Consider the following 16,032-nt stretch of genomic DNA (forward strand, 5'->3'; position numbering starts at 1 on the left):
CCGGTCTACCCGCCTATTTGCCCGGCTTCAAACACCATGGCACGGCCGTTGATGCAATAGCGCAACCCGGTCGGCGCCGGCCCGTCGGGGAAGACATGGCCGAGATGGGCTTCGCAGGCGCTGCAGCGGACCCAGAAGCCAAAAAACGATTCCGGTGGTTTACCGCTCAGTTTTTCTCGCGCAGGGCTTGAGGCAATCCAGCCTTTAGCCTATCCCAATGGAGACTTTCGGCTTCGCCGAATTCCGCGATCGTTCAGCAGGGAGAAGACATGGCCAGTGTCACCGGCCTGACATTCCTGGCTCTGTGTCTGCCCTTTCTCGGTGCGATCATCGCGCCCGCCGCTGTCCGTTATCTCGGGCACAATGCGGCCTGGCCGCTGGCGCTGTTCCCCGCACTCGCCTTTCTGCATTTCGCGGGTTTTCTTCCAGGCATTGCCGCTGGCCACAATGTTGAGGACGGCTTCGATTGGGTGCCAAGCCTTGGCCTGCGCTTTTCCTGGCTGCTCGACGGCCTGTCACTGACATTCGCGCTGCTGATCACCGGCGTTGGGACTCTGATCGTGCTTTATGCCGGCGGCTACCTGAAGGGCCATGTGGACCAAGGCCGCTTCTTCTCCTTTATCTTCCTGTTCATGGGGTCGATGCTTGGGCTGGTCGCGTCGGACAGTTTCCTGACGCTGTTCGTTTTTTGGGAACTGACCTCTATCACCTCTTTCCTGCTCATCGGGTTCGATCATCAGCGAGCGGCCGCACGACGCGCTGCCTTGCAGGCACTGGTCGTCACCGGCGGGGGAGGGCTGCTGCTGCTCGCGGGCCTATTGTTGATCTGGCAGATCACCGGCGCTGCTGACATGTCCGGTCTGCTGAGGACCGGCGGCGCGCTGCGCGAAAGTCCGCTCTATATCGCCGCGCTGATCCTGGTGCTCGGCGGCGCCTTTACCAAGTCCGCCCAGTTCCCGTTCCATTTCTGGCTGCCGAATGCCATGGAGGCGCCGACGCCCGTGTCGGCCTATCTGCATTCTGCAACCATGGTGAAGGCCGGTGTCTACCTGTTGATGAGGCTCAACCCGGCGATGGGCGACACTACGGCCTGGGAGACGATCCTGCCGGTCTTCGGCGGCATGACATTGATGGTCGGGACGCTGCTTGCCATCCGCCAGACCGATCTAAAGCTGAAGCTCGCCTATACTACGGTTTCCTCCCTAGGATTGCTGGTGTTGCTCACCGGCTTCGGCTCCGATCATGCGGTCGAGGCGGCCGTGCTCTATCTGGTGGCGCATTCGCTGTTCAAAGGCGCGCTGTTCATGGTCGCCGGCATCGTCGATCATGAGACGGGCACACGTGATATCACCCGTCTCGGCGGCCTGCGCAACGCCATGCCATTGACTTTTGCGGCAGCGTTGGCAGCGGCAATTTCCATGGGCGGCTTGCCGCCCGCCATCGGATTCCTCGCGAAAGAGGAAATCTATGGTGCGCTGGCCCAATCCTCCCCTTGGCCGATCATCCTGACGATCATTGCGATTGCGGGTAACGCCCTGATGTTCGCCATCGCCTTCGCAGTGGCATTGAAGCCATTCATCGGCGTGCGTGTCGAAACGCCGAAACATCCGCATGAGGCGCCGCCGCTGCTCTGGCTCGGTCCAGTTCTGCTCGCCATTTTCGGTCTGGCCGCCGCCGTGGGCTCAGATGTTTGGCACACCTACATATCCTCGCCAATGGCAAGTGCCGTCGGCGGCAAGGCAACGGAGATATCGATCTCGCTCGTTCCGCACCTGGGCACGCCCTTGGCGCTGTCCGCCTTGACCATACTGATCGGCATTCTCGTTTACTGGCAGCTCGATCGCGCCCGCTTTCTTATGGCGGTGGTGCTGCGCAAACTCGGGCCAGGACCGGATCACGGCTTCGATGCCTTCATCTCCGGGCTGGTGCGCCTGTCGCATGCCGTCTCCCGCTTTCTGCAGCCTGGCCGGTTGGAGATATACGTCACGGTCACATTCCTTTGCCTTGCTGTAATGCTACTGGTTCCGCCAGTGCTCTATGGCGAGCTGCCCGCCATGCCCTCATGGCCGGACATGCAATGGCACGAGGCGGCAATTTTCCTCATCGCAATCATCGGCCTTGCGGCCGTCATCAGGGCCCGCGATCGGCTGACCGCGATCGTTTCGCTCGGTGTTCAAGGTTTTGCCGTCGCCGTCATCTTCCTTCTCTTCGGGGCGCCGGATCTGTCCTTCACGCAGTTCATGGTCGAGACTCTCTCCGTCGTCATCCTCGCGCTGGTGATGACGCGGCTGCGCCTGTCTGCCGCCGATCGTCGTTCGCCACTGCAGATGCTGTTGCATGGGGCGCTTGCGATCGCCTGCGGCCTCGGCTTCGGATTGCTGCTCCTGAAAGCCACGCAAGCCCCCTTCGACCTGACATTGACCGCGTTCTTCAACCATTATTCCAAGCTGATCGCCCACGGCACCAATGTCGTCAACGTCATCATCGTCGACTTCCGCGGCACGGACACGCTCGGCGAGATCGCCGTCGTCACCATCACCGGCCTTGCCATTCTGGCGCTGATCCGCATTCGCGCCGGCGGTGAGCGCAAGCTTGCGGCCAACGACCCCGAGGTGAAGGGCGCGACGGGGGCCGGTCGTCAATGAACACCGTCATCTTCCGGACCGCCGCGCCTTTCCTCACCGCCTTGATGCTGCTTTTCTCCGTCTTCGTACTGCTGCGCGGCCATAATGAGCCCGGCGGAGGTTTCATCGGTGGATTGATCGCGGCGTCCGCGCTGGCGATCTACGGCATTGCCTGTGGTGTGATGGCGGTGCGCCGGGCGATTATCGTCCATCCTCTGACGATTGCCGGTTTCGGCTTGCTGGCGTCCACGGTTGCTGGATTGTTGTCGGCCTTCTCCGGTGTGCCCTTCATGACCGGGCTCTGGATCTATCCGCATCTCTTTGGCGTCCAGGTGCCGCTTTCGAGCGTCATGCTGTTCGATGCCGGCGTCTATCTGGTCGTTGTCGGGGCCATTACCTCGATCGCACTGGCGCTCGAAGAGCGGGAGGTGGACTGATGGAGGTGGTCTTCGCGACGCTCGTCGGCCTGTTCTTCGCCGCTGCGATCTATCTGATGCTGTCGAAATTTTCGATCCGCATCATGCTGGGCATCGCAATCCTCGGAAATGCCGTCAACCTGCTGCTTTTCACGGCGGGCCGGGTGACGCCCGAAGTGCCGCCGATCATTCCTGCCGGCGCCGATACGCTCAATGCGAACGCCGCCAATCCGCTGCCGCAGGCCCTGATCCTGACGGCGATCGTCATATCGTTCTCCTTCCTCGCCTTCCTGCTGGTGCTGACCTATCGGGCCTATCAGGATCTGAAGACCGACAATACCGGCGAGATGCGGCTGGCAGAACCGGAAGAGCGGCCGTTGCCGCCCTTGGGATATTGACGACATGGCGGGGCCGACCAATACCGCTCTCGATCTTTCCTCCGCCCTGGTGACAGCGCCGGTAGAAGCCGGTCACTGGCTGGTCATCCTGCCAGTCGCCTTGTGCATCGGTCTTGGCGCAATTTTGACGATGCTGCGCGACCGCGCCGCGCTGCACGGCTGGATCGCCATTCCCGGCCTGGTTCTGCTGGTGCTGATCGATGCGGCTCTGCTTTACAAGGTTGCCAAAGAGGGGCCGGTGACCATGGTCATGGGCCGCTGGCTGCCGCCGTTCGGCATTGCCTTCAGCGCCGACCTTCTCGGCGCGGTCATGGCACTGGCGGCGGCGGTCGTTGCATTGGCGGCGAGCCTCTATGCGCTCGACGAGATTACGACCAGCGGTCGCCGCTACGGCTTCTTTCCTTTTCTCATGCTGCTGCTCGCGGGCGTCAGCGGCGCATTTCTGACCGGCGACATCTTCAATCTCTATGTCTGGTTCGAAGTGCTGCTGATTTCCTCCTTCGGCCTGCTGATCCTCGGCTCGGAGCGTGAGCAGATCGACGGCGCTTTGAAATATGCGGTGCTGAACCTCATCGCCACGACGCTATTTCTCGTTTCCGTCGGCTATGTCTATGCCATCTTCGGTACGCTCAACATGGCCGATATCGCGGCGAAGGCGAGGGCGCCCGGCAACGCGGCACCATTGATGACGCTGGCCGGCCTGTTCCTACTTGCTTTCGGCATGAAGGCCGCGGCCTTTCCGGTCAATTTCTGGCTGCCGGCGTCTTACCATACGCCGCGTATCACCGTCTCAGCGCTTTTTGCCGGCCTGCTCACCAAGGTCGGCATTTATGCGCTGATCAGGGTTCTGGTCATGCTGCTGCCGACCGAGCGCGCCGGGCTCGGTCCGATCACTACCATCGTTGCCATTGCGACCATGATGGCCGGTGTGCTCGGAGCACTCGGCGAAAGCGATATTCGCCGCCTGTTCGGTTATGTCGTCATTTCCGGCATCGGCACCATGCTGGCCGGCGTTGCGCTTGGCAGCCCCAGCGGTCTCAGCGGCGCGATCTTTTATGCGCTGCATTCCATGGTGTTGATGACCGCGCTCTATCTGCTGGCTGGCCAAGTAGCAAAACTTGGCGGAGGGTTCTCGCTCACGACACTCGGCGGGCTTTACCGGCAAAGCGGCTGGTTCGCCGGTCTGTCGCTGGTGCTGTTTTTCGCCGCGTGCGGTCTGCCGCCATTTTCCGGCTTCTGGCCCAAGGTCATCCTGGTGAAGGCGGCGCTCGACACGGGTGCTTGGTGGATTGCCGCTGCGATCCTGCTCACGGGTTTTCTCACCACTATTGTTTTTGGCCGCATCTTTCTCCTCGTCTATTGGCGTCCGGGATTCGTGCAGGATGCTGCCCTGCCGCAGTCGGTCGCTTGGCAGGCCGGCTTGCCGCTCGCCGCCCTTGCCGCCTTGGTCATAGGCTTTGGTCTGTTTCCGGAGCCGCTGCTGCATCTGACGCAGCTTGCCGCCGGCGGCCTCGAGGATCCTGCGGCCTATCTGCATTCCGTCTTTCCGGAAGGAGCGGGGGCTCAATGATCCTGTTCGTCTTCAACCTGCTGCTCGCCATCGTTTGGGTCGCCGTCACCGGCAGCGCCTCTTTCCTTAATCTCGTGTTTGGTTTTGTCCTCTCGGCGCTTGTTCTGGCCGCTGTGCGCGAGTCCTATGGCGGCGGACTCTATCTCGGGCGTATTAGGCGGATTCTCGCGCTGTTGCTGCTGTTCCTGCGCGAACTCGCCAAATCGGCGTGGGCAGTCGCGGTCACCGTCATGAGCCCGAACATGGATGTGAAGCCCGGCATCTTCGCCTTTCCGCTGACCGTCGACCGCGATTTCGAGATCACCCTGCTTGCCAATCTCATCACGCTGACGCCCGGCACCCTTTCCGTCGACGTTTCCGACGACCGTAAAACGCTTTACGTGCACGCGCTCGACTGTTCCGACCCGGAGGCAGTGAAGCGCAGCATAGCCGATGGTTTCGAGCGTCGAATCATAGAGGCTTTCCGATGATTGCCGCTTCCATTGTTTCCGCCGCCGCCATGGTGTCGCTTGCTATTTTGAGCCTGGCCTTCCTGCTCACCGTCTTTCGCGTGGTGGTCGGTCCGACTTTGCCCGATCGGGTGCTGGCGCTCGATATGCTGGCAGCGCTCGCCATCGGCTTCATCGCGGTTATCGCCATCAAGACCGGCTTCACGCTCTATATCGACATCGCCATCGCGCTCGGCCTCGTCGGTTTTCTGGCAACCGTCGCCTTTGCCCGGTTCATCCTAACCCACGGCACGTCGGGTCAAGCCGAACGGCAGCCGTCGGCTGCGACTGCGGCCGAGAGGAAGCGGGTTCGCAGGGATGGCCGCCGCAAGAAGAGGGGACGTTGATGCAACTGGTCGCCGCCATCATTGTCGCGTTCCTGCTCCTGGCGGGCGCCTTGTTTTCGCTGATCGCATCGATCGGCATCGTCCGCCTGCCGGATCTTTATAGCCGCATGCACGCCGCTTCGAAGGCCGGCACGGTCGGTTCCGGCCTGTTGCTACTTGCAGTCGGTATTCATTCGCAGGATCTGCCGACTTTGGCGCGGGCGCTGGCTGGTTTTGTGTTTTTCGTCTTGACCGCGCCGATTTCCGCCCATCTTCTCTCGCGCGCCGCCCACAAGGCGGGTCACCGGCTGATGCCGCCGTCCGTGCGAGATGATCTTTCGAAAGGCTTGATAGAGCAGCGTTCTTACAAAATGAAAAACTAACAAACGCTTGGATTGCCAGAAAAATGAATAGAAATTCTCGTCGTTAGTTACCTATTTTTAATAGATGAGAATTTTGCAAAGAAATGATAGAATTAAAAACTGGACATTTGGAGAAAGAGTGGTAATCCAGATTCAAGTAGAGTTCTGATGTTGAGTTAGTCTCAACCGGCTTTAAGTGCCCTATGCTTTGATCTTTCTTTCAAGAGACGGCGGGCAAAACTTTCTTCCGGTTAAGGATTGGCGGACCTATCTCCGTCATCACTGATTCTACCGTCAGGCGGTATAGAAACGGGTTTCGTTGCACGAAGTCTAGGGGTGGATTTCGTATTACGAGCAATATGGCATGAAATGCCCCGTTTTTTTGCTGATGGCTGCTACGAATATGGGCGATGCCGTTTGCGCGGTGTGTCCAGCGCATATGCTAATGAAAATCGGAATGGTTTTTGAAGAAGTATGCGCAAATTCTAAAGTAATGCTGTGTTACGTGCTTCCTTGGAGCCCTAACACAGTGGGCAAGCCGATGAACAGGAGAACAAAATGACAGATACGGCCCTTGGCAATGGCCAGGATTTGCTGGTTGAGCTAACCGCCGACATCGTGGCGGCTTATGTCAGCAATCATGTAGTCCCGGTCAGCGACCTTCCGAATCTGATTTCCGACGTACATTCCGCCTTGAGCAACACCTCGGCTCCGGCTCCCGCCGTTACCGTGGTTGAAAAGCAGAAGCCGGCCGTATCCGTTCGTAAATCGGTACAGGATGATCAGATCACCTGCCTGGAATGCGGCGGCAGCTTCAAGTCGTTGAAGCGCCACCTGATGACCCATCACGGTCTTTCGCCTGAAGAATATCGTGAGAAGTGGGATTTGGCGGCTGACTACCCGATGGTTGCGCCCGCCTATGCCGAAGCTCGTTCGCGTCTCGCGAAGGAGATGGGCCTTGGCCAGCGCCGCAAGCGCGGCAGTCGCTGAGTTCCTGAACCAACGACACTATCGACAAGAAACCCGGCTTTCGAGCCGGGTTGGGTTTTTTGTCTTACCGCCAGCGCGACGGAATTTATGCGGTGGCGCGTACTCTCGCCTCTTCGCGGATACGCTTGATCATCGAACGCAATCCATTGGCGCGCTGCGAGGAAAGATGTTCCACGAGGCCGATCTTGCCGAAAACCTCGAGAGCATCCAGCGCCGCGATCTCGGATGCCGGCTTGCCGGAATAGGTGGCGAGCACGATCGCCACCAGCCCGCGCACGATATGCGCATCCGAATCCCCTTCAAAGGTTAGTACCGGATTTTCCGGATCGCCCCCAGCATGGGTCACCAACCAAACCTGGCTGGCGCAGCCCTGCACCTTGTTTTCCAGTGTCCGCTTCTCTTCCGGCAGATCCGGCAGCGCCTTGCCGAGCTCGATCACATAGCGATAGCGGTCCTCCCAGTCGTCCAGGAAAGAGAAATCCTCTATGATCTGCTCAAGCGTCGCCATCATGCCGGTCCAATTGTCTACTTGCTTGGATATAGGTGAAAAGACCGATGATTTGAACCCATGAGAAAAAAGAACGCCGTGAGCGATGGCAGGCTCACGGCGCATGAATGGGGCAGGCATCGATAAAAGCGAAGATCAGGTGCGAGGCTTCGGCGTCGGTACTGGAATATAAGACGGCAGCTTGACCGTGCCGGTCACGACCGCATCGGCGGTCTCGGTGTTGATCATGCGCTTGGCAGGCATCGGCTGTGCCTCGGCGGTTGCCTGTTCACGATTGACGGCGGGCACCGAGGCGGCCTCACGGGTGGCGGGCTGCTCGGCGGATTTGTCGTCCTTGAAGTGCTGGCCCAGCAGATCGTAGGCGACCCGGGCACCGTCTCGGGCTTGATAGCCGAGTGCGGTCAGCGTTTCGCCGCCTTTCAGGCAGACATCGGGTTTCTCCGTGCACATCGCGCCGACATATTGCATGACGCCGCTCGCGGCCGAGAATGCGTCGGAAACCTGGACCTTCGGTTCGTCAGCCGATCGCGGAGCGCCTTCGGGCTTGGCGAAGATCGGCAGAAACATGAGAACCAGTGAAAACCAGAACCCTGCTCTAATGAGAAACCACATTGTCTTGCCCATCCTCTATTTTCGTTCGGTCTTGTTGCCGATCGAACTCGTTTTTCTGATGTGCTCAGAGGCTATTCGACAGAGGACAACACCGCTTTTCAAAACTTGGATGCATTTTCGGCAAAATTGATTCAAATTGTAGCAATCGGCATTTCACGCGTATTTGTGTCGAATTGTAGCGATTGCTGTTAAGTATGTCTCGGCCGATCTGCCTGATATCCCGGGCCTTACGGGCGCCGACCTCCGCGTAAAGGTTAACGTCTGACGGAAATCTAAATAAAATCCGCTGCTTACCCGTCGTTAACCACAAAAGCCAAAGGTCCAGCGAAGTGCGCCAAAACGAGATTTTGGGGCTTTTTCGCCCGATCCGCGCACCCGTCCTTTATTCTTTCCTTAAGTCGCCAAGGCCTATTGTGCGGGTGAATAACGGACCGTTTGTACGGGTTTTGGTGTGCGCGTATTGAGTAACATGGCTGGCAGGGCTGGAGCCCTCGTGGACCGGGCAGGCGGAAGCTGGCTCTCCCGGACAAGCGGGAACGGTGAGGTCCGTGGGCAGGAGCTGGCGATCCTGCGCCGGCTTGCGCTCGCCTCTTCCGTGGCACTTCTCGTCGTTCCCGCAGGGCTCTCCTTTATCACAAGTCCCGCCGTCGCGCTGCCGGTCGGCGTTGCCACCGTCTGCGCCGGCTTCCTGTTTTCCGCCGTCGGCAGCATAGCTCTGTCGCGCCTGCGTCCTGCATCCCTGCCGGTCGAGGCCGTCGTCGTCGAACATCGTGATCTGATGCTGGAAGCAGCCTGCGGTCTCGTGCTCCTGTTCGACCCGCAGGGCAGCGTCACCGCTGTCGGCGGCCGCGATCGCGCCGAATTCCTGAGCTGGATGCGCGATCCCTCCGGCCGCGGCTTTGTCGAGCAAGTGCATGTCTCCGATCGCATTCTTTTTCTGCAGGCGGTCGACAGGCTTCGCCAGGGTAAAGAAGCCCTCGGCGTCGATTTGCGCCTGGAACGTTCGGCCGTTGTCGAGGGCAGCGATCAATTCGTCCATATCCGCATGGAAATGACTGCACGACGCGACGGCGAGGGCCGATTGATTGGGATCGTCAGCCAGTCGCGCGATATTTCCTACGATCAGCAGCTTCGCGAGCAGTCGGCACGCAAGGCGGCGGAAGCGGAATCGGCCAATGACGCCAAGTCGCGCTTCCTGGCCGCCGTCAGCCATGAGCTGCGCACGCCGCTCAATGCTATCCTCGGCTTTTCCGATATCCTCAGCGGCGAATATTTCGGCAAGCTCGAGAACAATCGCCAGCGCGAATATGTCGGCCTGATACGCCAGTCCGGAGCGCACCTGCTCTCCGTGGTCAACACTATGCTCGACATGAGCAAGATCGAGGCCGGCCGTTACGAACTTCTGCTCGAGCCATTCCCCATCGAAGCCTCCATCGGCGCTTGCGAAGCCATGTTGGCCCTGCAGGCAAAGGAAAAGGGGCTGACGTTGACAAGCCGGGTGCAGCGCGGCCTCGGCGATATCGTCGCCGACCAGCGCGCCATCCAACAAATACTCATCAATCTTGTCGGCAACGCCATCAAGTTTACCGATGCGGGCGGCGTCGTCACCATCGATGCGGCAATGACCGACGGAATGCTGAAGCTATCGGTCAGCGACACCGGTATCGGCATCGCTGCCGAGCGGCTCGCTTCGCTGGGCCAGCCTTTTGTGCAGATCCAGAACGATTATACGCGCCGCTATGCCGGCACCGGACTTGGTCTGTCGCTGGTCAAGGGGCTGGTAGCGTTGCATGGCGGCAGCTTCGCTATTGCCAGTGCACCAGGCGAGGGCACGGTCATCACCATCCTTATCCCGTTTGACGGTTCCGGCGCGGTCACGGTCCAACAGCCTGTGGATGTCAACCGCACGGTCGATTTTCCGCCACGTCTGAAACATAATCTGGAGATGAGCGAGAAGCGAAAAGAGGAAGAGGTGAATGGCCCCGCAAAAGCGAAAATCGCCTAAGGGAAAGGGCAGGGCCAGGCGCAAGCAGCCCGGCCTTGTTTCCCAAGGGGCGGTTGCCGTTGGCAGCCTTGGCCTGCGCGGTGCTGGCGCGCTGGGTGGCCTCAGTGTGCGTGGTGTCGGTGCCTTGGCTACCTTGAGCGGCGGCGTTGTCGGCCGGCATCCGGCGGTCGCTGCCGGCGTCGCGATTTTTTTCGCGGTCTTCGGCTTCGTGACTGCCAATGCGCTCTGGTATCAGTCGGGGGCGCACCCGTCGCCACTTCTGCGCACGCGCGATCCCAACTCTCCTTATCAGATCCCCGGCCGCAAGGCCTTCCTGCGTGCGCAGCAGGCCGATATGGGCAATGTCACCACGTTCCGCATCGAGCGGCAGGACGCGGCATCCGCCAATGCCGCTGTACCCGCTCAAACCGCCAGCCTGCCGGCGACACAAACGCCGGCTGCGGCCGCCATGGCGCCATCGAAGCTGGTTGCCGACGTACAGGCCGAGTTGATCCGCCGCGGCCTCTATGACGGTGCTGCCGACGGCGTCATCGGTTCGCGCACGACAGCCGCCATCCTGTTCTTTCAGGAAGCGTCCGGCCTGGCGCAGACCGGCGTGGCAAGTCCGGAGCTGCTGACCGCGCTGAAGGCCAATGATCCTGGCACCCACGCGGCCTCCAAGACGACCGTTGCGGCCGTCCCCGCAGAGCGGCCCATCAATGTCTCGGCCAAAGCTTCCGCCGTCGATCCCGTCGCCGCGGCCATTCAGAGCGCCGAGAAGGACATCAGGACGAACGCCGCGCCCAGGAGTGCGCCAAGCGACGCGGTCAATACGATCAATATGGTGATGCAGATCCAGAAGGGCCTGAGCAACATCGCTTACAGCAATGTCAGCATCGATGGCGTTGCCGGCGAACAGACCAAAGCCGCTATCCGCCGGTTTCAGAAGCACTACCGGCTGCCGGAAACCGGCGAGCCCGACTTGGCGGTCCTGAAGAAGCTGCAGGACATCGGCGCGCTTTAATTCTTCCCTTGATTGCTTCGCCTCCGGTCGGCGGCTATAGCTCTGCCATGAGATTGCGCAGCGACATCTTCGTTTCCGCCTTGATCCGCCGTATCTTCGCCCGCGGCGATTTTGCCGCTGTGGAGCACAAGGGCGCGGAGGAGGCAGGAGCGATCTTCATTCGCCAGCGTTTTCGCGATGGGCTGGAAACACTCTATGCCCCTGCTCCGCAAAGCGTCTTCGATGAAGAGGAGAGCGGGACGCGCCTCTTCGAAGTCCGTTTGGATCGGAGAGAACCGGAAGATATCAGACAAACGCTTGACCGTGAGCTGAAATTTGACCGCGATCTCTGGATCATCGAGCTGGAGACCGACGATATCGCCGATATCGTGCCGCTCGTCGAGCAACGCAGCAATCCCCTTTGATATAGGGATCACCCCAGGCATCAGGGGAGGCGCTCCTTTGAGCTGGTCTCTGGCGGCCACTCGCTGGTGTCATGGTCGGGGTGCTGCCGGTTCGATGCGATGATGCGGGGCAGGTATCCATTCGGATCGACCGCGTATGTCGCCTGATCGCCCGGGAGTTCATGCAAGGCAGAATACCAGGAGACTCTGCTCTCATTGCCATATTGAGCAACCGGCGGCACCTGATCGGGCTGGTCGAAGGTTCCGGCGAGAATGCCTATGTCTTCGAACTCCGGGTATTCGAAAATCATTGGCGTGCCGCAATCCTTGCAAAAACCGCGTCGCGCCATCGCCGAGCTATGAAACCAGGAAAACGTGCCCCGCGTCACCCGAAACGCCGTCTTCGTGACAGGGCAGATGACAGCGAAGGGACCGCCGACCGCTTTCTGGCACATTCGGCAATGGCACACATGCACGTTTTCAGGAGGAAGGTCGCAGGCAAAGCGAATGGCGCCGCATTGGCAGCCGCCGGTCAAAGGAAGGGCAGTCGTATCTTGGTTCATGTCGCTATCCGCGTGTAAAATCGGCAGGCCGGCAATCAGACGGCCATGCTACCACGCAACGCGAGCAGGCGACACGCCAAGAACTTATGGACTGGATCAACGCGACCGGCTGACGACCCGCAATTCGCGGATCGGACTTGCCTTGGTGCCGAAAAGCGGCGCACCGGGACGGGCAGAAGGCTTCTGTTCGGGCGGCAGATAGGTGTAGCTGTCGGCGCGGCGCCAGGCTTCGACGCGAGCGTAACTCTCCTCTGCATCGATGCTGTCGAGCACCAGCCAGGCGCGGCTGACGCTGCCGTGCTGTTCGGCCAGATGCGGATAGAAGCGTTCCAGTGCATAGACGGCATCGGCAAAGCCCATGCCGAGGCTTGTCAGCGTCACCGCCAGTTGCTGGCCGGACGTATCGATCATGATGCGCTCGGCAAGCCAGCGGCTGGAGGAAAGCGCGTCGGCGAGCGTCGCGGCAAATTGCTGCGCCTCGCGCTCTCGGGCGAAACGCACGAGCAATGCTTCCTGCACATCCGAAAGACTGCGCAGGCCCAGACGGTTGTTGTCGTCACGGGCGAGATGGCGGGCGACCTGCTTGATTTTCTGCCGCAGCGCTTCTTCACGGGCGAGGCGCTCCGCCTCGCTATCCGCGGCGTGCGTTTCGGCGGCCGAGGCCGAAGAGGTAACGGCAGGCGAGATCCCCGACATGGTCATGCCACGTTCCGGCTCGGCCTGGTGCAGGCTGACGAGGGCATCGATGACTTTCGGGGAAAGCGAGGGCCGGCGGACGATCGCTTTCGCATGCGCCGCGCCCTGCGTGCGGGCGATGGTAATCAGCGTATCGTCGTCGATCGCTTGCGAACTCGTCAGGAATGGCGCGGCGATGGCGATCGGCTGGCAGCCAATGAAAAGGGACACTGCCGGCGGCACGGTCGCGCATTGCGAGAGCGCGGCAACTGCCTGACGTTTTGCTTCCTCGGATGAGGCCTGGAAGAGAGGGCTGAAGAGCTCGGCAAACTGGCGAAGCTCCGATTTCGATGGATGATCGAGACTTTCGAAACTGGTGACCGTCGCCATCAGAACCACATCTTTCTTGCGGACTGTCGCAGGCTCTTCGAGATCTCGAAACCGGTCACGCACGCCAACACCCATACTGATACGCAAAACAAAAAAGACGGGAACCGGATCGGAAAATCCATGCGGCGCAGCCTATTTCTTTGGCCGAGCCGGATCGCGCTTTGGTTCTCGCGGGCGCAATCGGCGATGGCTATCGAAACGGGCGTGGACACGGTCGTCCTGATCTGGTTTTTTGGGAAGAGTAAGGTGCGCAGAGTTAACGGTTGGTGAAAACTTTATTAAAATCCGAATAAAAATTGCGCGTTAAGCTTGCGCGAGAATAACGCGCGAATTTTTGCCCAATTGCCTGCCTCTGCGGTCAGTGAACCTGGGTGGAAACTGCTTCGCGGTGATGGGCCGATTTAGCTGTGCAGCTTATAGGTGTGCTGGGGTTCGCCCTGTATGCATGGGAAAATTGTCTTGGCGAAGAATCCGACGCCCCAGAGCCGATCTTCCTTAAAAATGTGAGTTTGGAAGAGTTTGGCTGGCGCCATTGCGGGGTCAGAGACCCTTATGCTCCCGCAGGGCCGTCAAAAGCCTTTCGGAGGTGTTGTAGCCAGATTGAAACAGGCCGATCGCCGCCGTTGCCGCGAACTGGGCCTCGGTGCTTTTGATATCGACGCGCTTCTCCAGGCACCATTTATCCAACGCGCCGCGCAGCACGATAATGTCCTCCGGGGAGAAGAAGGAATTGGTCGTCGCGAGCATTGGCCGTCCTCTGTTTCACCCGTTACAATACGTTAAATTTTGGTTGTCGCAAATAATATTTGCATGACACTTTTCTGCAACGCGCCGGCTGGGCGGCAATTTGCCGATAATTGCGATTATTTCCCTAAATATATGATTCCGCAATGTTTTATGCCGAAGGTCATTCCAGAGATTTTTACATCGTCTATGAAACCAAATCCGTCCTCCCGGCGTTAGATGATCACGGCGCCGCGAGAGCCGAGGGAGTACCAAGGCGAGGCGCGGCACTGATTAGCATTCTGTTAACTACAGTATGTCTCAATTCGGGTGATAACGGCGATTTGCAGAGTTTAGTCGTATGATTGTTCGCATGGCCGCCACAGTTGGGCGTCCATGTCACGGTGTCTGGGGAATGCCGTGAGAATGGCGCAAATGCCCTTTTGTTAGAGCCGCAGGAGGCGGTGAAGACTTTGGGGAGCGCCAGCCCGCTTGGGAATAGCGGGCAGGGTGAAATTAATCGCAAATTCATCCGTCTCGGGCCGTAAATGGAGACGAGAATGGCAGAGATCATATCCCTTTTAGACCGAAGATCCCGGTTGCCGCTACGGCCTCAGAAGGAGTCCGTCGAGGCGAAGATTCTTCTTTTTACCGGCGTGCGTTACGAGCGCCTCGATACCAGCTCTCATCGTCCCGGAACGGGACCGAAGCGGGCGAAGGGTAAATAGTTCGGCACCATGCCTGCGAGATGCCCCGGCGCAACCATGCCGGGCAGTTTCGGTGCGGCAGCCTGCCACGCTCCTCCTGCGATCGCCGGTCCCTGGATCCGCTCTCCGGCTTCGCAACCAAATCTCACCGCCCATCAAATACATCGCATCCGGCTTCGGATAGGAAGTCCCGGGCCGCATCGTCGAAGCTTGCCTGTGGCGCCATCGTTCGCAGCACGACATAGCCCTCTGCACGCGGCGCCTCGACGAGGATCGATTGTGCGAGCGACGGAGGCAACGCTTTGCGGATACCCGTGAGTTGGATCGGCGAGGCGAGCAGCAAATCCAACACGCCGCCGACCGAGGTGCGGTCGCTCATGCTGAACACCTCGTTCGATGCGGCGTCATAGATCGACAGCGACCAGAACGGCACCTTTCCCTTGGCCGTCAGCCGGATCGGCTGAGTTTCGATATCGAAAGCGCAGACGGCCGTGCGGATATAAGGGTCGCTATTGGAAAGCCCTGCATCGTCGTCCTTGTTCTCCAGCATATAGAAGTGGTTTTCGTCGCCCTCATCCTCGACACGAGTATAGGCGTCGCGGTCGGAAAAATGCGGCAGGGAGAGGATGATGATGACGTGCAAGAGCATGGCGCCAAGCAGGCCGGTCAAAATAGCGAAGATGACCCTAAACATGACCGCACCCGATTTTCTCGAGCTTCGGCATCGATAGATCGATAAGACCGGAATTGCCCGCCGCCGGCGAATCCAAGAGTGTCCACACCAGGCGGAAGCTGCCGGAAGCGGGCAGCGCTAGCCAATTGCCCGCATGCGCGTCCGGCGAAACGGTGATGGTAAAGCTCGAATCCGGATTGCGTAATACGATCCAGGAATTGAGCGCGGATGGCCGGCCGGCGGATTCACCAAGCGGCTCGCCGTCATTGCCAGCGATGAACAGCGTCCATAGCCGCGCAGGCGGCGTCTGGCCGCTGATGCGATAGCTGCATCCCGCCGTCAGCCGTGCGCCGGTATCGTCGTCGGAGGCGGTAAACACCAGCCCTTCCGCAGTGCCATAGAGCAACCGCCCGGCGCGGGCGCGATGCGATTTCGCATAGGGATCGGCATCGGCCGTGTGCATTTCGGGAAATGCCTGCCAGGCGCCAAGCTTGATCGCGCCGAAACCTGAGGTCGCATCCAGTGCAAAAAGCGTGAAGAGGATTCCTCCGCCAAAGGCGATCACCAGCGAAAGCGCAACAAGAAGGGGAACCCGGAACACTCTAAGATCGTCCTC

The 16,032-nt window shown here is 59.8% G+C and carries 18 protein-coding genes and 1 pseudogene; 11 read left to right on the forward strand and 8 right to left on the reverse strand.

Features of this window, described 5'->3' with window-relative positions:
- Positions 1-5 precede the first annotated feature (5 nt).
- Positions 6-131, reverse strand: a pseudogene (locus K290_RS36090) (peptide-methionine (R)-S-oxide reductase); the annotation flags it as partial.
- Between the two features lie 138 nt (positions 132-269).
- Between K290_RS36090 and K290_RS0104640 the strand changes: the two are divergent.
- The 8 genes from K290_RS0104640 to K290_RS0104675 all read left to right on the forward strand — a co-directional run bounded on the left by K290_RS0104640 (position 270) and on the right by K290_RS0104675 (position 7,174).
- Entirely contained in the window at positions 270-2,645 is a 2,376-nt protein-coding gene (locus K290_RS0104640; RefSeq protein WP_028750798.1) for a putative monovalent cation/H+ antiporter subunit A, read from the forward strand.
- Positions 2,642-3,061 carry a Na(+)/H(+) antiporter subunit B gene (locus K290_RS0104645; RefSeq protein WP_028750799.1) on the forward strand — a complete coding sequence of 140 codons (420 nt, stop codon included), beginning with the start codon at positions 2,642-2,644 and terminating at the stop codon, positions 3,059-3,061. Before K290_RS0104640 ends, K290_RS0104645 begins: the two co-directional genes overlap by 4 nt.
- Positions 3,061-3,438 (forward strand): Na+/H+ antiporter subunit C, encoded by a 378-nt coding sequence (locus K290_RS0104650; protein ID WP_028750800.1) that lies wholly within the window; start codon positions 3,061-3,063, stop codon positions 3,436-3,438. Before K290_RS0104645 ends, K290_RS0104650 begins: the two co-directional genes overlap by 1 nt.
- Positions 3,439-3,442: 4 nt before the next feature.
- Entirely contained in the window at positions 3,443-5,008 is a 1,566-nt protein-coding gene (locus K290_RS0104655; protein ID WP_028750801.1) for a Na+/H+ antiporter subunit D, read from the forward strand.
- The gene (locus tag K290_RS0104660; protein ID WP_028750802.1) at positions 5,005-5,478 is read left to right on the forward strand and encodes a Na+/H+ antiporter subunit E; all 474 of its coding nucleotides are present in this window, start codon (positions 5,005-5,007) and stop codon (positions 5,476-5,478) included. The genes K290_RS0104655 and K290_RS0104660 overlap by 4 nt, the downstream gene beginning before the upstream one ends.
- Positions 5,475-5,843, forward strand: a complete 369-nt coding sequence (locus K290_RS0104665; RefSeq protein WP_028750803.1) for a cation:proton antiporter — start codon at positions 5,475-5,477, stop codon at positions 5,841-5,843. Before K290_RS0104660 ends, K290_RS0104665 begins: the two co-directional genes overlap by 4 nt.
- Positions 5,843-6,205, forward strand: coding sequence for a monovalent cation/H(+) antiporter subunit G (mnhG, locus tag K290_RS0104670; protein WP_028750804.1), 363 nt, complete (start codon positions 5,843-5,845; stop codon positions 6,203-6,205). The genes K290_RS0104665 and mnhG overlap by 1 nt, the downstream gene beginning before the upstream one ends.
- Before the next feature lie 537 nt (positions 6,206-6,742).
- Positions 6,743-7,174 carry a Ros/MucR family transcriptional regulator gene (locus tag K290_RS0104675; protein WP_028750805.1) on the forward strand — a complete coding sequence of 144 codons (432 nt, stop codon included), beginning with the start codon at positions 6,743-6,745 and terminating at the stop codon, positions 7,172-7,174.
- A gap of 85 nt (positions 7,175-7,259) precedes the next feature.
- Here K290_RS0104675 and K290_RS0104680 read toward each other — a convergent pair whose 3' ends face one another.
- Positions 7,260-7,682 carry a SufE family protein gene (locus K290_RS0104680; RefSeq protein WP_028750806.1) on the reverse strand — a complete coding sequence of 141 codons (423 nt, stop codon included), beginning with the start codon at positions 7,680-7,682 and terminating at the stop codon, positions 7,260-7,262.
- Between the two features lie 135 nt (positions 7,683-7,817).
- The gene (locus tag K290_RS0104685; protein WP_028750807.1) at positions 7,818-8,294 is read right to left on the reverse strand and encodes a DUF5330 domain-containing protein; all 477 of its coding nucleotides are present in this window, start codon (positions 8,292-8,294) and stop codon (positions 7,818-7,820) included.
- A gap of 469 nt (positions 8,295-8,763) precedes the next feature.
- On the opposite strand from K290_RS0104685, the gene K290_RS0104690 reads away from it, so the two are divergent.
- Genes K290_RS0104690 through K290_RS0104700 form a run of 3 tightly spaced genes read left to right on the forward strand, consistent with a single transcriptional unit; the run spans position 8,764 to position 11,706 of the window.
- A complete protein-coding gene (locus K290_RS0104690; RefSeq protein WP_172831047.1) occupies positions 8,764-10,299 on the forward strand; it encodes a sensor histidine kinase in 1,536 nt (511 codons plus the stop codon).
- Positions 10,271-11,302: a peptidoglycan-binding domain-containing protein gene (locus K290_RS0104695; protein WP_028750809.1), complete on the forward strand. Its 1,032-nt coding sequence runs from the start codon at positions 10,271-10,273 to the stop codon at positions 11,300-11,302. The genes K290_RS0104690 and K290_RS0104695 overlap by 29 nt, the downstream gene beginning before the upstream one ends.
- Before the next feature lie 47 nt (positions 11,303-11,349).
- Positions 11,350-11,706 carry a DUF1491 family protein gene (locus K290_RS0104700; protein ID WP_028750810.1) on the forward strand — a complete coding sequence of 119 codons (357 nt, stop codon included), beginning with the start codon at positions 11,350-11,352 and terminating at the stop codon, positions 11,704-11,706.
- A 20-nt stretch (positions 11,707-11,726) separates the two neighbouring features.
- Here the strand turns inward: K290_RS0104700 and K290_RS0104705 are convergent, their stop codons facing one another.
- The 5 genes from K290_RS0104705 to K290_RS0104735 form a co-directional block, all read right to left on the reverse strand.
- Entirely contained in the window at positions 11,727-12,248 is a 522-nt protein-coding gene (locus K290_RS0104705) for a GFA family protein (protein ID WP_028750811.1), read from the reverse strand.
- A gap of 96 nt (positions 12,249-12,344) precedes the next feature.
- Positions 12,345-13,376: a DUF2336 domain-containing protein gene (locus K290_RS0104710; RefSeq protein WP_028750812.1), complete on the reverse strand. Its 1,032-nt coding sequence runs from the start codon at positions 13,374-13,376 to the stop codon at positions 12,345-12,347.
- Between the two features lie 477 nt (positions 13,377-13,853).
- Positions 13,854-14,060 carry a hypothetical protein gene (locus K290_RS0104725; protein WP_028750813.1) on the reverse strand — a complete coding sequence of 69 codons (207 nt, stop codon included), beginning with the start codon at positions 14,058-14,060 and terminating at the stop codon, positions 13,854-13,856.
- Positions 14,061-14,888: 828 nt separating this feature from the next.
- Positions 14,889-15,437 (reverse strand): DUF1254 domain-containing protein, encoded by a 549-nt coding sequence (locus tag K290_RS0104730; protein ID WP_028750814.1) that lies wholly within the window; start codon positions 15,435-15,437, stop codon positions 14,889-14,891.
- Positions 15,430-16,017, reverse strand: coding sequence for a DUF1214 domain-containing protein (locus K290_RS0104735; protein WP_028750815.1), 588 nt, complete (start codon positions 16,015-16,017; stop codon positions 15,430-15,432). The genes K290_RS0104730 and K290_RS0104735 overlap by 8 nt, the downstream gene beginning before the upstream one ends.
- Positions 16,018-16,032 lie beyond the last annotated feature (15 nt).

It is taken from the genome of Rhizobium leucaenae USDA 9039 (assembly GCF_000426285.1).
In the GTDB taxonomy this organism is placed as follows: domain Bacteria; phylum Pseudomonadota; class Alphaproteobacteria; order Rhizobiales; family Rhizobiaceae; genus Rhizobium; species Rhizobium leucaenae.

Bases quoted from the DNA above. Each gene is read 5' to 3' on its own strand.
- K290_RS0104640 (WP_028750798.1), top strand. From the start codon at position 270: ATGGCCAGTGTCACCGGCCTGACATTCCTGGCTCTGTGTCTGCCCTTT.
- K290_RS0104645 (WP_028750799.1), top strand. From the start codon at position 2,642: ATGAACACCGTCATCTTCCGGACCGCCGCGCCTTTCCTCACCGCCTTG.
- K290_RS0104650 (WP_028750800.1), top strand. From the start codon at position 3,061: ATGGAGGTGGTCTTCGCGACGCTCGTCGGCCTGTTCTTCGCCGCTGCG.
- K290_RS0104655 (WP_028750801.1), top strand. From the start codon at position 3,443: ATGGCGGGGCCGACCAATACCGCTCTCGATCTTTCCTCCGCCCTGGTG.
- K290_RS0104660 (WP_028750802.1), top strand. From the start codon at position 5,005: ATGATCCTGTTCGTCTTCAACCTGCTGCTCGCCATCGTTTGGGTCGCC.
- K290_RS0104665 (WP_028750803.1), top strand. From the start codon at position 5,475: ATGATTGCCGCTTCCATTGTTTCCGCCGCCGCCATGGTGTCGCTTGCT.
- mnhG (WP_028750804.1), top strand. From the start codon at position 5,843: ATGCAACTGGTCGCCGCCATCATTGTCGCGTTCCTGCTCCTGGCGGGC.
- K290_RS0104675 (WP_028750805.1), top strand. From the start codon at position 6,743: ATGACAGATACGGCCCTTGGCAATGGCCAGGATTTGCTGGTTGAGCTA.
- K290_RS0104680 (WP_028750806.1), bottom strand. From the start codon at position 7,682: ATGGCGACGCTTGAGCAGATCATAGAGGATTTCTCTTTCCTGGACGAC.
- K290_RS0104685 (WP_028750807.1), bottom strand. From the start codon at position 8,294: ATGTGGTTTCTCATTAGAGCAGGGTTCTGGTTTTCACTGGTTCTCATG.
- K290_RS0104690 (WP_172831047.1), top strand. From the start codon at position 8,764: ATGGCTGGCAGGGCTGGAGCCCTCGTGGACCGGGCAGGCGGAAGCTGG.
- K290_RS0104695 (WP_028750809.1), top strand. From the start codon at position 10,271: ATGGCCCCGCAAAAGCGAAAATCGCCTAAGGGAAAGGGCAGGGCCAGG.
- K290_RS0104700 (WP_028750810.1), top strand. From the start codon at position 11,350: ATGAGATTGCGCAGCGACATCTTCGTTTCCGCCTTGATCCGCCGTATC.
- K290_RS0104705 (WP_028750811.1), bottom strand. From the start codon at position 12,248: ATGAACCAAGATACGACTGCCCTTCCTTTGACCGGCGGCTGCCAATGC.
- K290_RS0104725 (WP_028750813.1), bottom strand. From the start codon at position 14,060: ATGCTCGCGACGACCAATTCCTTCTTCTCCCCGGAGGACATTATCGTG.
- K290_RS0104730 (WP_028750814.1), bottom strand. From the start codon at position 15,437: ATGTTTAGGGTCATCTTCGCTATTTTGACCGGCCTGCTTGGCGCCATG.